This window comes from Paractinoplanes polyasparticus (genome assembly GCF_019710575.1).
In the GTDB taxonomy this organism is placed as follows: Bacteria; Actinomycetota; Actinomycetes; order Mycobacteriales; family Micromonosporaceae; genus Actinoplanes; species Actinoplanes polyasparticus.
The window spans coordinates 257683-271547 of sequence record NZ_JAHWFK010000008.1; the positions used below are offsets into that span (position 1 = coordinate 257683).

The following is a 13865-nucleotide window of genomic DNA, read 5'->3' on the forward strand; positions in this document are numbered from 1 at the left end:
CGTGTCCTTCCGTCGGAGTTCTTCTGGAAGGAACTCTTCGCCGGAAGGCACCCGCCGGGCATGGGGAACCTGCCTCATATTGGCGTCCGGCGCCTCCTTACCCATGGGGAGGACCACCGGTGCGTGGGTAAGGACCCGCCCCACTACACTTTCGAGTTATGGCAAAAGAGCAGGAGAAGGTGTCGTTCGGCACGCGCCTGAAGCAGATCGGTCAGGTGTTCTCGTTCACCGCGAAGCAGGACAAGTGGTTCGTCCCGCTGCTCCTCGCGGCCGTGCTGATCCCGCTCGCCCTGACTGTCGTCCTGGTAATCATGTTCGGCTGGATCTACCTGCCGATCGGCATCATGGTCACCCTGCTGGCCGCGGTCATCGTGCTCAACCTGCGCTCCAACGCCGCGATGATGAACGCGGCCGAGGGCCAGCCCGGCGCCGCCGCCTCCCTGATCGAGAACATGCGCGGTGACTGGCGGGTCCGTCCCGCGGCCGCCTCGACGACCCAGTTCGACATGGTGCACGTGGTGATCGGCCGCCCCGGCGTGATCCTGCTGGCCGAGGGCAACGCGCAGCGCGTCCGCGGCCTGCTCGGGCAAGAGAAGCGCCGCCTGTCCAAGGTCATCGGCAACGCGCCGCTCTACGACTACGTGATCGGCTCCGACGAGGGCCAGCTCCCGGTCAGGAAGCTGCGCACGACGATGATGCGGCTGCCGCGCAACCTCACCGGCAAGGACGTCAACGCGCTCGACAAGCGCCTCGGCGCCCTGATGGCCCGCCCGCAGATGCCCAAGGGCGCCATCCCCAAGAACATGCGTCCCAACAAGGGGATCCGCCAGCAGCGCCCCCGCTGAGCGCGACCTAACTTCAAGGTCAGCGCTGGACCATGACCGAGCGGGCAGCGCGGTCGTGCAGGCCCCGGCCGTCGCCGTCGTTGATCACCGCGGGGATGACGACGGCCAGCAGCAGGGCTCGGAGGATCGCGCGGGGCAGGCCGATCGCGCCGCCGTCCACGATGGAGACGCAGCGGATGCGGGCCAGCGCCATGCCGAGAGTCTGCCCGAACAGGCCCACGAAGAACGCGTGCACCAGCACGAAGATGCCCAGCTGGGGCCAGGGGTTGGCGCGCAGGTCGTCGACGATCACGGCGGCCACCACGGTGGCGAGCGCCCAGTCGATCAGCAGGGCGCCGAACCGGCGGCCGAACGAGGCGTGGGTCACGCCGGACAGATCGAGCGCACCCCGCGTACCGGGCGGGGTCTTGCCTGCCGAAACCATGCAACCAGCGTAACCGCGTCCGTTTTCGCGATAGCCTCGCTGGGGTCGGCCCTGACCGTCGGCGGAGACCCACAGACTCCGTAACATGACGGAAACAATAGGGATACGCCCGGGCAACTCCCGCCCCATAGCGTCGCGACCAGCCCAGCCATGCGGCGGAAGAACGCCGCCCCGGTATCGAAATCCTGTACCAGGAGGACGTGTTGTTCGCCAACCCCGAGGAATTGCTGCGATACCTCAAGGACGAGGACGTCAAGTTCGTCGACGTACGGTTCTGTGACCTGCCCGGTGTGATGCAGCACTTCAACATGCCGGTCGAGTCGTTCGACGACAGCGTGGTGACCGACGGCCTCGCCTTCGACGGATCCTCGATCCGCGGGTTCCAGGCCATCCACGAGTCCGACATGATGCTGCTGCCGGACGTCACCACCGCCTTCGTCGACCCGTTCCGGATCCAGAAGACGCTGGCGCTGAACTTCTTCATCCACGACCCGTTCACCCGCGAGGCCTACTCGCGTGACCCGCGGAACGTGGCCAAGAAGGCGGAGACCTACCTGGCCTCCAGCGGCATCGCCGACACCGCGTTCTTCGGCGCCGAGGCCGAGTTCTACATCTTCGACTCGATCCGCCACTCCACCAGTGCCAACGAGGCGTTCTACCACATCGACTCGATCGAGGGCGCCTGGAACTCCGGCAAGGACGAAGAGGGCGGCAACAAGGGTTACAAGACCGCCTACAAGGGCGGCTACTTCCCGGTCGCCCCGCTCGACCACTACAGCGACCTGCGCGACGCCATGGTCCGCCGTCTGATCGACGTCGGCTTCACCGTCGAGCGCTCGCACCACGAGGTCGGCACCGCCGGCCAGGCCGAGATCAACTACAAGTTCTCGACCCTGCTGCACGCCGGCGACCAGATGCAGATGTTCAAGTACATCATCAAGAACACCGCCTGGGAGCACGGCAAGACCGCCACCTTCATGCCGAAGCCGCTGTTCGGCGACAACGGCTCGGGCATGCACACCCACCAGAGCCTGTGGCTGAACGGCGAGCCGCTGTTCTACGACGAGACCGGCTACGCCGGCCTGTCCGACACGGCCCGCTGGTACATCGGCGGCCTGCTGCACCACGCGCCCAGCCTGCTGGCCTTCACCAACCCGACGGTCAACTCGTACCGCCGCCTGGTTCCCGGCTACGAGGCCCCGGTCAACCTGGTCTACTCGCAGCGCAACCGCTCGGCCTGCACCCGCATCCCGGTGACGGGCAGCAACCCGAAGGCCAAGCGCGTCGAGTTCCGCGTGCCGGACCCGTCGAGCAACCCCTACCTGGCGTTCTCGGCCCAGATGATGGCCGGCCTCGACGGCATCAAGAACAAGATCGAGCCCCCGGCCCCGATCGACAAGGACCTGTACGACCTGCCCCCGGAGGAGTGGGGCAGCGTCAAGCAGGTGCCCGGCTCTCTCGACGCGGTCCTCAACAGCCTCGAGACGGACCACGAGTTCCTCACCGCCGGCGGCGTCTTCACCGACGACCTGATCAGCACCTGGATCGACTGGAAGCGCACCAACGAGATCGACCCGGTCCGCCTCCGCCCGACCCCGCACGAGTTCGAGATGTACTACAACGTCTGATCCCGCTCAGGGAAGAAACGGCGGTCACGATCGGCTTCGGCCGGGGTGGCCGCCGTTTCGCGTGCGGGGGCTCGTCGCGGACCCATGGACATCGATGAGCGGTGATATGAGCATGAGGTAGGCGTCCAGGGCGGCCGCGCCGGCCAGCATCGCGCGGCCGCGGGCCGCCAACCGCGCGTGCCAGTCGCTGAGCGCCGACTCCAGTGGCTCCACGCCGCCGGCCGTGCGCACCTGGGCGATGAGCGGGGCGATGCGTTCCAGCCGGTAGCCGCCTCGGCGGAGCTGGTGGACGAGTTGCGCGTCGCGGATGTCGGCCGGACCGTACACGCGATACCCCGTCCGGCGGTCGCGCCGCGGGTGGATCAGGCCGGCCCGCTCCCATTTGCGGAGCGTGGCCGGCCGGACGCCAAGCAGCCCGGCCAGCCGGCCGACGAACATGTCACCGCGTTCCACCGGCATGGGGGACAGGTCGCGAAGTGCGGCTTCGACGGCCCGCAGCGTACGGCGGTCGTCGAGCAGCTGGGCGTGGCTCTCGTCGATGCGCTGCAAAGCCTCGGCGGGCAGGTCCCGGTTGACTGCCTGCAAGATCAGCGAGGCCGTCCGGTGGCCGTGACCGGGGATCAGGGCGAGGAACGCGCGGAGCGCCTGCGCGTGACGTGGCGTGTAAGTGCGATAGCCGTACGGCGTGCGGCCGGCCGCCGGAAGGATGCCGGCCTCCTCGTAGTTCCGGATCGCCTGAGTCGACAAACCATGCGCCCGCGCCAGATCGACCGGTCGCAGCGTTTGAGGGTTCCGAGCCATTCACCCTCGCCCAATGCGCCGAAGTTTCAATGGACGGTTCAACGATACTGTTCAGAGGCATGACTTTCGCTGTCGAAGATGTGATGCGCCTGTTCCCGGCCCGGCCCCGCCTGCTGGCTCTGGGCGAGCCCACCCACGGCGACAACAACCTGCTCACGCTGCGCAACGTGCTGTGGAAGCATCTCGTCGAGTACGAGGGATACCGCACGATCGCCTTGGAGAGCGACTGCCTGCGGGCCCTCGCCGTCGACGACTACGTCACCACGGGCGCCGGCGACCTCGACGATGTGGTTCGGAACGGCTTCAGCCACGAGTGGGGCCATTTCCAGGGCAACCACGATCTCGTACGGTGGATGCGCTCGCACAACGACGGCCGCCCACCCGGGGAGCAGGTCCGTTTCGCCGGTTTCGACGGCCCGTTGGAGATCACCGCCGCCGCCAGTCCGCGCCCGGTCCTGACCGCTCTGGCCGAGAGCACCGGCAGCCACGCGCCGGACATGGACCGCCTGCTGGGCGACGACGAACGCTGGACCAACCCGGCCGCCATGATGGATCCGTCGCAGTCGGTGGGCCGCTCCCCCGAGGCCAAGGAACTGCGTCTGTTCGCCGATGACCTGGCGGCCCGCCTGGCCATGCAGCCGCACCAGGACGAACGCGCTCGCCTGTACGCCCGCACCGCCACCGGCCTGCTGCGCTACCACTACTGGATGGCCGACCCCTCCCCCGACCGCCTGGCCTGGTTGCTCGGCATCCGCGACTCGATGATGGCGGACAACCTGCGCGCCCTGGCCGACCGGGGTCCGACCTTCGCGTACGGGCACAACTCGCATCTGCAGCGCGGGAGAAGCAGCATGCGGATGGGCGGCCGGCCTCTTGAGTGGTGGGGCGCCGGGTCCTTGGTCGAGGCCGAACTGAGTACGGCCTACGCCTTCGTCGCCACCGCCGTCGGCACGATCCACGAGCACGGCGTGCCGGCCCCGCCCCCGGACACCGTCGAGGGCCACCTGTACGCGTTCGCGCAAGATCAGCTCGTGACAGAAGCCCGCGACCTGCCCGGGGCACGAAGGGAGTCCCCCTGGTACGGCTACGCGCCGCTCGACCCGGCCCGGCTCGCGGGCGTCGACGGAGTCGTGTTCGTCCGCGACGTCACACCCGTTGCCAGCGCGTCGGCTCGAACTAGCCCTCGGTAGGAAGGGCCCGGTCGTCGGTCATCAGGTTCCCCCGGTACCGCAGCACCACCACTCCACTCGACCCGACCGGCGTGGCGTCCATAAAGGTCAGCCGGGCCGGGTCGAACGGGCCCGCTGTCAGCGGGATGCCGTCGCCGGCCAGCACCGGGTTCAGCTTGATCACGTACTCGTCGATCTCGGAACGCACGGCGCCGGCGAAGGCGCCGCCGCCGCAGAGCCAGATGTCCCGGCCCGGGCGCTCCTTCAGCTTCCGCACATAGGGCAGGGCGTCCTCGGTCACCACGGTCACCGCCGGGTCGATCGCGGGGTCGAGGGTGCTCGAGAAGACGAACTGCTCAAGATGGGCGTACGGGCTGGTGATGCCGGCGTTCAGAGCCGGCTCGTACGTGCCGCGGCCCATCACGACGGTGTCGAAGACCTGGTTGGGCGCGGTGACCCCGAAGTGCTCGCGCAGCGCCGTCGGCAGTGTCTCGGGATAACGGGAGTTGATGTAGGCGTTCAGTTCTTCGTTGAGCGGGCCGAAGAACGCGAAGTCACCGTCCGGCGCGGCGATGAACCCGTCGACGGTGGAGGCCACGTAGTAGATGAGTTTTCGCATGCGGCCAAACTACAACAGCTGTAGTGGTTGAGCTAGTCTCTCCTCGTGGTCAGAAATCCGGAACGCCGCCGCCTGCTGGCCGACGCGGGCCTGCGCGTGCTGGCCGAGTCGGGCGCCCGCGGTCTCACCCACCGCGCGGTCGACACCGAGGCCGGCGTGCCCAGCGGCACGGCGTCCAACTATTTCCGCTCGCGCGACGCCCTGCTCGGCGCGCTCGGCGAACGCATCTTCGAACGATTCGCGCCCGACCCGGCTGTGGTCGAGCGGCTCGCCGGCCGCCCAGCCGGGCGCGAGCTGTTCATCGACTATCTGCGCTACATCCTGGAACGCACGACGGCCCACCCCGAGCTGACCCGGGCCCTCATCGAGCTGCGTCTGGAGGCCGCCCGCCGCCCCGGCCTGGCCGAGATCCTCGGCACGACCCTGCGCACCGGCTACCGCGAGGACGTCGCCTTCCACGCGACCACCGGCCTGCCCGGCGGCCCGCTCGAGATCGCCCTGCTCCGCTACGCCCTGGACGGCCTGCTCCTCGACATGCTGACCACCTCGATCGACGCCGGCGTGACCCCCGACGAAGCTCTGACCGCCTTCGTCGACCGCCTGGTCGGATAGCGTTCCGCGTCACCCAGCGACGTGCGACACAGTCGGGAACCCGCAGGTCAAGGGGCATGGAGCTAGCACACAGCTTTTTCGGCAGGGAATTCACAGCGGACGCATAGAGGCTGGCGGCATGACCTGGAAAGGGGCGGCGGCATGACGCTCACCGGCCTGCCGCTCCTCGCGCTGACCGTCGCGGCGACCGTTGCCGCCGGCGCCGCCACCGTGTGGTCGTGGCCGCGCGGCGGCCGGCTGCGCCCGGTGAGCCGCACCGCGGGCGTGCTGCTGGTCGAGGTCCTCGTCGTGCTCACCGCCGGCCTGGCCGTCAACCGGCACGAGCAGTTCTATCCGTCCTGGCAGGCGTTGCGCGGCGACACCGGTACGGTCGCGGTCGCCGACCACCTGCGGGCGGGCTCGCTCGACGCCCGTATGCACTCCAGCCGCTTCCCGTGGCGCCCGCCCGAGCTGACCGCGTGGCACCTGACCGGCCCGCCCACCGTGGCCCTCCCGCGCGACTACCGGGCCCGGCCCGACGTGACCTTCCCCGTGGTCCTGGTGCTCACCGCGCCGGGCGAGCATGCCCGGCACACGCCGGAGGCGGTGACCGTGACGCTGACACCCACCGCGACCACCACCGCCGCCGCGTTGCGCAGCCTGCCCACCGCGCTCGGCCACGATCTGCGGGTCGCGGCCGCGGGCTGGGACGTCGTGGGCGCCGGCCCCCTCCCCGCCGCCTTCGTGGCCGCCGAGCCGCCCGGGTTCGCGGTGCTCAACCAGCCGACCGGCGACCTGCCGCCCGCCCTCGCCGCCCCGCTGAGACTCCCGTCGAACGGCAGGCCGACATGAGCACCGTGCTGACACTCGCCGCCGTCCCGGCCACGGCCGCGCTGCTCGCTGCGGGATGGAACAGGGTGCGGACGATCGGTCGTTCCGCCCTCGTCGTGCTGGCCCTGTTGAGCGTCGTCGCTGCCGTGGCCGTGCAGGTCAACCGGCTGACCGAGGCCTATCCGACCGAGGCGGTCGCCGCGACGACGGCCGCCGGCAGCAGCGGCAGCGAGATGCTGAGCGTCACGGTCCGCGGGCCGGCCAGCGGCCTCTCGATGCCGATGTTCGTCTACCTGCCCGCCGCCTATCGCAGCGGCGGCGGCCATTTTCCGGTGATCGAGGCGCTGCACGGCTATCCCGGCACACCCCTGACGTGGTTGCGCAAGCTGAACGTGCAGTCCTCTCTGGACCGTGAGACAGCGGCCGGACGCATCGCCCCCACCGTCGTGCTGTTCCCCTATCAGACGCCCGAGCGCCTGCTCGACACCGAGTGCACCAACCTGCACGACGGCCCGCAGACCGAGACGTTCCTGACGGTCGACGTGCCCGCCTACGCCGCTACCCATTTCCGCGTACGCACCGATCGCGCCGCCTGGGGTCTCACCGGCTATTCGGCGGGCGCCTTCTGCGCGATCAACCTTTCGCTACGACACCCCCAGCAGTACGCGGCAGCTGCGAGCCTGTCCGGCTATGCCGAGCCGGGCATCAACGTCGGCGACGGCTCACAGAACACCACAAACAACCCAGCGTGGCGGCTACGCCACCTCCCCCAGCCGGCGATCGCGTTGTGGCTGGGCTGGGCGGCCGACGACAAGGAATCAGCCCACGACTCCCGCCGGCTGGCCGCCGAGATCCACCGCCCACTGGCCTCGACCACCGCAGTGGTGGCACACGGCGGCCACAGCAGCGCAGTCTGGCGCCAGATGGAAGCCCCGGCCTTCGACTGGCTCTCCGCCCACCTGGCCCGCCCTCTGCCATGACCCCCGGCCCACACGCTCCCGCCTGCCCCCTGCCGGCGCCCAGCGGAACTCAGTTGTCGCAGGCTCTGCCGGCATTGGACAGCTGCCACTTCCCGACGGCCGGCGGAAAGCGGTTGTCGCAGATATGGACAGCGGACGCGTTCCGACGGCCGGCGAAAGACGGTTGTCGCAGGCATCGGAGCAGCGGCCACGTGCCGCCGGAAAACCGACACCACGGCGCCTGTCTGCGCCACTCATGGGGCCTGCCGTGAACAGCTCCCACCGGCCGGCGACGCAGGAGCGGAACCCGATCGCCTACCTGCGGCGCCTGACCGCGCTGCTGGTGGTCCTGATGGTTAGCGGCTGCGCGAGCGCGCCGACCCGGCACACGTCGTCGCCGCCCAGCGTCGTCACCCTCGGGGACTCGGTTGCGGCGGGCGCGGCGTGCGGGTGCGATCCGTTTCCCGCGCTCTATGCCCGGGCCCAGCACGCCACGGACGTCGATCTGGCGCGCGGCGGCGCCACGGCGGCCGACGTGCGGGCCGGCCTCGGCGACATGCGGGACGACCTGTCGTCGGCCGCCGAGGTGGTCATCATGATCGGCGCGAACGACATGGCCGATGTCTTCGGGCAGCCGTCGCGCTACGCCTCGGTCGCTGCCGGCGTCGAAAACGATGTGGCCGCCACGATTACCGCGATCCGGCAACTCCACCAGGTTCCGGTGATCGTGCTCGGCTACTGGAATGTGGTTCAGGATGGTCAGGTGGGCGCGGCCGCGTACGGCACCGACGGTGTCCGCGACGCGGCCCGAGCCACCAGCCTCGTCAACCAGGCGTTACAGGAAGCGGCCGCAAAAACGGGCGCCGACTATCTCTCCACCGCAGCGGCCTTCCACGGCGACGACGGCGGCCGCGACCCGACCGGCCTGCTGTCCCCGGACGGCGATCATCCCAACGCGGCCGGGCAGGCAGCGATCGCGGCACTCATCCCACCGCTACAAGGCTCACTGCCGTGAAGAACGCCGGCGTGAAGACCGCCGCCGCGAAGAACACGCCGGGCAGGCAGCGATCCAGGCCTCAACTCCGCCACACGAGTCAACGCCGGGAAGAGCGGCGCCGGGCTGGCTACCGTGGAGGGACCATGGACAGCCACCGCACGGCGTTGGAGCGGCTCCGCGAGCAGGCCGAGGGCGAGATCGCGGCCCTCGACGCCGACCTGCACGCGCTCTTCGAGGCGTCCCGCGCCGACAACGCCGACGACGAGCACGACCCCGAGGGCGCCACCATCGCGTACGAGCGGGCGCAGCTCACGGCCGTGCTCGCTGCGGCCCGGGCGCAGCTGGTGGCGGTCAACGAGGCACTCGCCCGCCTGGACGCCGGCGCCTACGGACACTGCGAGTCGTGCGGGCAAGCCATCGCGGGCGAGCGCCTCGAGATCCGGCCGTTCGCGACGACCTGCATCGCCTGCGCTTCGTAACGGCTTCCCAGCGGGCGCCGTACGGGTGTATGCCGGAGTCATGTTTGTCTTCCGGCCTCCCGAGACGACCATCGAGCCGACCCCGCGCCGCATCCGGGTGCGCCTGGGCCCCACCGTCGTCGCCGACAGCGAGCGTGCCCTGCTGCTCGACGAGATCAGCGAGCACGGCTTCCCGACCTACTTCGTACCGTACGAGGATGTGCGACCCGATGTGCTCGACAACCGGGCCGACGGGCGGTGGTCCGTGGTCGCCGGCGGCCGGCGAGCCGACGACGCGGCCTGGTCGGACGACCGGTTCGAGCAGCTCAAGGGCCATGTCACGTTCTCCTGGGAAACCCTCGACTGGTACGAGGAGGACGAGCAGGTCTTCGTCCACGCCCGCTCGCCCCGGCACCGCGTCGACACGGTGCACAGCTCACGCCGCGTCCAGGTGCTGATCGACGGCGAGGAGGTGGCCAACAGCACCCGGCCGGTGCTGCTCTTCGAGACGCACCTGCCGACGCGCTACTACCTGCCGTTCGCCGACGTGCGCACCGACCTGCTGACCGCCAGCGAGACGGTGTCGCGGTGCCCGTACAAGGGCGTGGCCCGCTACTGGTCGCACCCGCTGCTGGCCGACGCGGCGTGGAGCTACCCCGACCCGATCGGCGAGATCCCGAAGATCCGTGACCTGCTCTGCTTCTACAACGAGCGGGTCGACATCGTCCTCGACGGCGAGCCCCAGGCCCGGCCGGTGACGCCGTTCTCGTGAGCGCGGCTACTTCACGCGCCGGTGGCTGCGGGCGACCATCTTCTCGTACTCGTGGTGCTCGTCGAGCCAGGCAGCCAGGAACGGGCAGATCGGCACGACCAGGCGTTGCTTGGCCTGCGCGTCCTCCATGGCGGCGCGGGCCAGCAGGCCGCCGACGCCATGGCCCTCGTAGGCGGGCTCGACTTTGGTGTGCGTGTAGGCGATGACGTTGCCGGTCACCTGATAGGTGATCACCCCGGCCAGCGTCCCGTCGTCGTCGCGCGCCTCGAAACGGCTTTTCTCCGGCGCGTCGGTCACCGCAATCGTCACGACCCCATCCAATCACGGAGTACGAGCTCCGCCACCTGCGGAATCGTCTCGTCGGTCACGTCGGCGAGGATGTCCTCGACGCCGGCCGCGGCCAGGATCCCGTCGAGCTCGCCGGAACGCTCCAGGTGCCAGGCCAGCCCTTCGGGGTCGGCGGCGTGGCGGCGACGCAGGCGGGCGTGCACGGCCGGGAGCGCCACGCGGAGGCGGCAAACCGCCAGCGGCAGACCCAGAGCATTCTCGTACGCGTGCCTCTCGGCTCGGCTCTCGATCACCCCGGCGAGCACGATCCGCTCGGCGCCGGCGTCGACGAAGTTGTGGGTGACCGCGCTCAGGTTGCGCAGGGTGAGGGCGCCGTTGAAGCGGTCGCCCGGCGGTGACGGCCAGCATCGTCGCAGCCAGTCGACGTCGATGACCGCGTTCGGGATCCGGCGCGCGGTCAGCAGGTCTCCGGCGGCCTCGGCGGCCGACGTCTTGCCGGAACCGACCGTTCCGGTGATGAGCAGGGCCGTGGTCACGTCCCAGCCGGGCCGCGACCTGGGCTGAGGACGTATCTCGCTGAGGGCCGCCGCCCCTTCCCGATGTTCGCACCTGTCATCGGGAGGTTCCGTTGTATCGCACCGGCCTGGTCATCCTTGTCCTGCTCGCCCTGCTCGACGTGGTGAGCTCACTGCCCTTCGGCGACAACCGCCCACCGGTCGGGGTCGTCATCGCCGGGCTCACGCTCGGCCTGATCAGCCTGGCCGCCGCCGTCCCGGCGTGGCACGGGAACCGCAAGGCCGCCTCCGTCGTGATCGGCTCGCGGGCCCTGTCGGCGCTTCTGGGCATCGGCGCGTTCTTCGACGACCGCGCGCCCGGCTGGGTGCTGGTCGGCGTCAGCGTCGCGATCGTGCTGACGGCAGTGGCCGTCGTCATGATGATGCCGTCGCTGCGTCTGCGCCGAGCCGAGCCGGCCTGAAACCGCACCCGGCCGCCCGCTCTCGCGTGCCGGCGGCCGGGCGGTCGGTCAGGCCACCAGGAACGAGTACTCCTGGACCGGGGAGAGCCGGCCGTCGGAGAACTCCATCTGGACGTACACCTTGTTCGAGCCCGCGTGAGTCGGGGTGTAGGGGGTCCGGGTGTCGTACCCGACGGGGTTGCGGGCGGTGAACTGCTCCGGGCCGTCGTCGACGTGCCAGCGGAAGCCCTTGACGTGCTCGGCGGGGATCGTGGACCAGAAGCGGATCGTGCCGGGCACGCCCACGCCACCCCGCGGGGTCGTGTTGTTCCACGTGGACAGCACGGTCGGAACGGCGGGCTGCACGGTCAGCGCGATCTCGCGACTGGCCGAGACCCGGTCGCCGGAGGTGACGCTGCGGAAATTGATCAGGTGGTAGCCCGGCTCGGCGGGCGTCCACGGCAGCCTGAGCCGGCCGTCCCGACCGGCGCGCACGGTCTGCTCCTCGCCGCTGTTCAAGCCCCAGTAGCGGTACTCCTTGACGTGCTTCACGGCCGGGTCGACCCGCACGGTCATCGGCACGCCGGCGATCGCGGTCGAACCGTACGGGCCCTCGAGTTCGACCAACGGCGAATCGGTCGTATAGATGCCGAGCGTGGTGGCCGGCGACAACCTGCCGTGGGGCAGCTTGGCCCGGACGACCAGCTTGGTGGTGCCGGCGCGACTGGCAATGATGTTGACGAGGCTGTAGTAGCCCTCGTCGACGCTCTTCCACCGGCCGCCGTCGTACCGGTAGACGAAGCCGGTGACCCCGGGCAGCTCGCTCAGGAACTCGACCAGCACCGGGCGGCCCACGCCGTCGTTCTCGCTGGGATAGATCGTGACAACCGGGCTCCGGCTCAGGATCGAGAACGCGCGGACGGCCGGGTCGGACACGACGCCGCCCCCGGTCACCGAGCGCACAGTCAGCTTGAAGTAGCCCTCACGCGGCGGCGTCCACGGCAGCGTGGCCGTCCCGTCCGGGCCGGCCTGCAGGGTCGTGTCCAGCCCGTCGTCGAAGTTGTACAGATAGGACACGACATCGGCCACGCCGGGCCCGAACCGGAACGAGCCCTGGGTACCCATCGGCGCCGACTTGTCGGTGAAGTACTCGCTCGATTCGATGCTCGGCGGCGCGGTTCCCTCATCCGCGGCAGCGTGCGCGACGGCCGGCTGGGCCAGCCCGATCGCGGCGATCACGAGCAGAGAGAACAGAGTTCTCCCCAGACGTCTGTGCATAGTGCTTCCCCCATGGCCTCAGCCCACGGGCATCCCCCGGGGCGAAGGTCCGCGAGCCTAACACCGCCGATCGCGCGGCCGCTGTCCCGTCGGCGGCGCTCTACGATGACCGCCACGATCAGGTTCGATGCCACGGGGGAACGAGAAATGTCGTACGAACAAAGACCGCGCCCGACAACGGTCGAGATCGGCGCGAGCCTGCTGGCGGCCGTCGGCCTGGTCGGTGCGGGCCGGGTTGCCTACGGTGTGCTGACCAACCTCAGCCAGGACGACTGGGACGCCGGCGCCCGCGCCGTGTTGGCGCCTTTCCCCTGGCCGGCGCCGCCCTCCTCACCACCTCGCTCGGCGCCCTGCTCACCCTGACCGCTCCCCGCTCAGCCCGCGCCTACTTCCTGGCCGAACCGCCCTCGCCGATGCCGCCGTACTACGGCGCCGTTCCCGCTCACCCGGCGGATCCGAACCGCTCACCGGTCTGAGCGCTGTTCACAACCACGGCAGGGCCGCCCGTGACGAACAGGCGTTCACAGCGAGGCGACGACATCGGCCAACTTCCGGGTGGTTCGCAGCGGGGAGAACGGGGCCGGCAGCCCGGCGATGTAGAAGATTGCGCACGCCGTTCGTACAGGAGGAAAGGCAGGATTAGGACAGGGAGACAGGCATGCGTTCGATCAGTGTGACGACGTTCATGACTCTGGACGGGGTGGTGCAGGGGCTGGGGCGACCGGACGAGGACACGCGCGGTGGATTCGCCCATGGTGGCTGGGGGCCGCGGTACAACGACGAGGTCATGGGGCAGGAGCTCGGCAAAGGCATGGCCCAGGCCGGTGACCTGCTGTTCGGCCGGCGCACCTGGCAGGATTTCGCGAATGTCTGGGGGCGCGCCACCGACGGCAACCCGTTCTCGGCTCTCATGAACAAGGCGACCAAGTACGTCGTCTCGACCACCCTGAACGATGCCGGCGGCTGGGAGAACTCGATCCTGCTGCGCGGTGACGCCGCCGCGACAGTGGCCGAGCTGAAGGCGTCACCCGGCCCTGACCTCGCCGTCAACGGCAGCGCGGCGCTGGTCCGCAGCCTGCACGCGGCCGGTCTGATCGACGATTACACGCTGCTGATCCACCCGCTGACCCTGGGATCGGGCGCGCGGTTGTTCGAGCAGCCGGCCCCGCTCGCCGAGTTCGAGCTGATCGACTGCGTCGCCACGACGAAGGGCGTACTCATCGCCCACTACAAGCGGGCAGAATCGTAGG

18 protein-coding genes are annotated in these 13865 nt (G+C 69.9%); 12 read left to right on the forward strand and 6 right to left on the reverse strand.

The genetic code is table 11. The features are described from left to right. Positions 1 to 158 precede the first annotated feature (158 nt). A complete protein-coding gene (locus KXC43_RS12875; protein WP_221376242.1) occupies positions 159 to 845 on the forward strand; it encodes a DUF4191 domain-containing protein in 687 nt (228 codons plus the stop codon). Between the two features lie 19 nt (positions 846 to 864). On the opposite strand, the gene KXC43_RS12880 is transcribed toward KXC43_RS12875, so the two are convergent. Next, positions 865 to 1269, reverse strand: a complete 405-nt coding sequence (locus KXC43_RS12880) for an RDD family protein (protein ID WP_221376243.1) — start codon at positions 1267 to 1269, stop codon at positions 865 to 867. A 203-nt stretch (positions 1270 to 1472) separates the two neighbouring features. Here KXC43_RS12880 and glnA point away from each other — a divergent pair, with 203 nt between their 5' ends. Continuing rightward, positions 1473 to 2897, forward strand: a complete 1425-nt coding sequence (gene glnA / locus KXC43_RS12885) for a type I glutamate--ammonia ligase (protein ID WP_221376309.1) — start codon at positions 1473 to 1475, stop codon at positions 2895 to 2897. 24 nt (positions 2898 to 2921) lie between these two features. On the opposite strand, the gene KXC43_RS12890 is transcribed toward glnA, so the two are convergent. Continuing rightward, positions 2922 to 3698 (reverse strand): TioE family transcriptional regulator, encoded by a 777-nt coding sequence (locus tag KXC43_RS12890; RefSeq protein ID WP_221376244.1) that lies wholly within the window; start codon positions 3696 to 3698, stop codon positions 2922 to 2924. Between the two features lie 59 nt (positions 3699 to 3757). Between KXC43_RS12890 and KXC43_RS12895 the strand changes: the two genes are divergently transcribed. Then, complete coding sequence (locus KXC43_RS12895) at positions 3758 to 4888, forward strand: erythromycin esterase family protein (protein ID WP_255643941.1); 1131 nt, start codon at positions 3758 to 3760, stop codon at positions 4886 to 4888. Here the strand turns inward: KXC43_RS12895 and KXC43_RS12900 are convergent. Next, a complete protein-coding gene (locus KXC43_RS12900; RefSeq protein WP_221376245.1) occupies positions 4875 to 5486 on the reverse strand; it encodes a dihydrofolate reductase family protein in 612 nt (203 codons plus the stop codon). The two genes, KXC43_RS12895 and KXC43_RS12900, sit on opposite strands and share 14 nt — an antisense overlap. Positions 5487 to 5531: 45 nt before the next feature. On the opposite strand from KXC43_RS12900, the gene KXC43_RS12905 reads away from it, so the two are divergent. The 6 genes from KXC43_RS12905 (at position 5532) to KXC43_RS12930 (ending at position 10094) form a co-directional block, all read left to right on the forward strand. Next, the gene (locus KXC43_RS12905) at positions 5532 to 6098 is read left to right on the forward strand and encodes a TetR/AcrR family transcriptional regulator (RefSeq protein ID WP_221376246.1); all 567 of its coding nucleotides are present in this window, start codon (positions 5532 to 5534) and stop codon (positions 6096 to 6098) included. A 141-nt stretch (positions 6099 to 6239) separates the two neighbouring features. Further along, a complete protein-coding gene (locus KXC43_RS12910) occupies positions 6240 to 6929 on the forward strand; it encodes a hypothetical protein (RefSeq protein WP_221376247.1) in 690 nt (229 codons plus the stop codon). Continuing rightward, the gene (locus tag KXC43_RS12915; protein ID WP_221376248.1) at positions 6926 to 7888 is read left to right on the forward strand and encodes an alpha/beta hydrolase; all 963 of its coding nucleotides are present in this window, start codon (positions 6926 to 6928) and stop codon (positions 7886 to 7888) included. The genes KXC43_RS12910 and KXC43_RS12915 overlap by 4 nt, the downstream gene beginning before the upstream one ends. Before the next feature lie 124 nt (positions 7889 to 8012). Then, positions 8013 to 8882 carry an SGNH/GDSL hydrolase family protein gene (locus KXC43_RS12920; RefSeq protein ID WP_255643942.1) on the forward strand — a complete coding sequence of 290 codons (870 nt, stop codon included), beginning with the start codon at positions 8013 to 8015 and terminating at the stop codon, positions 8880 to 8882. A gap of 125 nt (positions 8883 to 9007) precedes the next feature. Beyond that, positions 9008 to 9343: a TraR/DksA family transcriptional regulator gene (locus KXC43_RS12925; protein WP_221376249.1), complete on the forward strand. Its 336-nt coding sequence runs from the start codon at positions 9008 to 9010 to the stop codon at positions 9341 to 9343. 40 nt (positions 9344 to 9383) lie between these two features. Beyond that, positions 9384 to 10094, forward strand: a complete 711-nt coding sequence (locus KXC43_RS12930) for a DUF427 domain-containing protein (protein WP_221376250.1) — start codon at positions 9384 to 9386, stop codon at positions 10092 to 10094. A gap of 6 nt (positions 10095 to 10100) precedes the next feature. Here the strand turns inward: KXC43_RS12930 and KXC43_RS12935 are convergent, their stop codons facing one another. Both KXC43_RS12935 and KXC43_RS12940 read right to left on the reverse strand, forming a co-directional pair. Further along, complete coding sequence (locus tag KXC43_RS12935; RefSeq protein WP_221376251.1) at positions 10101 to 10403, reverse strand: GNAT family N-acetyltransferase; 303 nt, start codon at positions 10401 to 10403, stop codon at positions 10101 to 10103. Beyond that, positions 10400 to 10918, reverse strand: coding sequence for an adenylyl-sulfate kinase (locus KXC43_RS12940; protein ID WP_221376252.1), 519 nt, complete (start codon positions 10916 to 10918; stop codon positions 10400 to 10402). The genes KXC43_RS12935 and KXC43_RS12940 overlap by 4 nt, the downstream gene beginning before the upstream one ends. Before the next feature lie 92 nt (positions 10919 to 11010). Here KXC43_RS12940 and KXC43_RS12945 point away from each other — a divergent pair, with 92 nt between their 5' ends. Further along, a complete protein-coding gene (locus KXC43_RS12945) occupies positions 11011 to 11358 on the forward strand; it encodes a hypothetical protein (RefSeq protein WP_221376253.1) in 348 nt (115 codons plus the stop codon). A gap of 48 nt (positions 11359 to 11406) precedes the next feature. Here the strand turns inward: KXC43_RS12945 and KXC43_RS12950 are convergent, their stop codons facing one another. Further along, a complete protein-coding gene (locus KXC43_RS12950; protein WP_221376254.1) occupies positions 11407 to 12615 on the reverse strand; it encodes a hypothetical protein in 1209 nt (402 codons plus the stop codon). A gap of 147 nt (positions 12616 to 12762) precedes the next feature. Between KXC43_RS12950 and KXC43_RS12955 the strand changes: the two genes are divergently transcribed. After that, positions 12763 to 12978 (forward strand): hypothetical protein, encoded by a 216-nt coding sequence (locus KXC43_RS12955; RefSeq protein WP_221376255.1) that lies wholly within the window; start codon positions 12763 to 12765, stop codon positions 12976 to 12978. Between the two features lie 295 nt (positions 12979 to 13273). Then, on the forward strand, positions 13274 to 13864 hold the full coding sequence (locus KXC43_RS12960) for a dihydrofolate reductase family protein (protein ID WP_221376256.1): 591 nt from the start codon (positions 13274 to 13276) through the stop codon (positions 13862 to 13864). Position 13865: the final 1 nt, after the last annotated feature.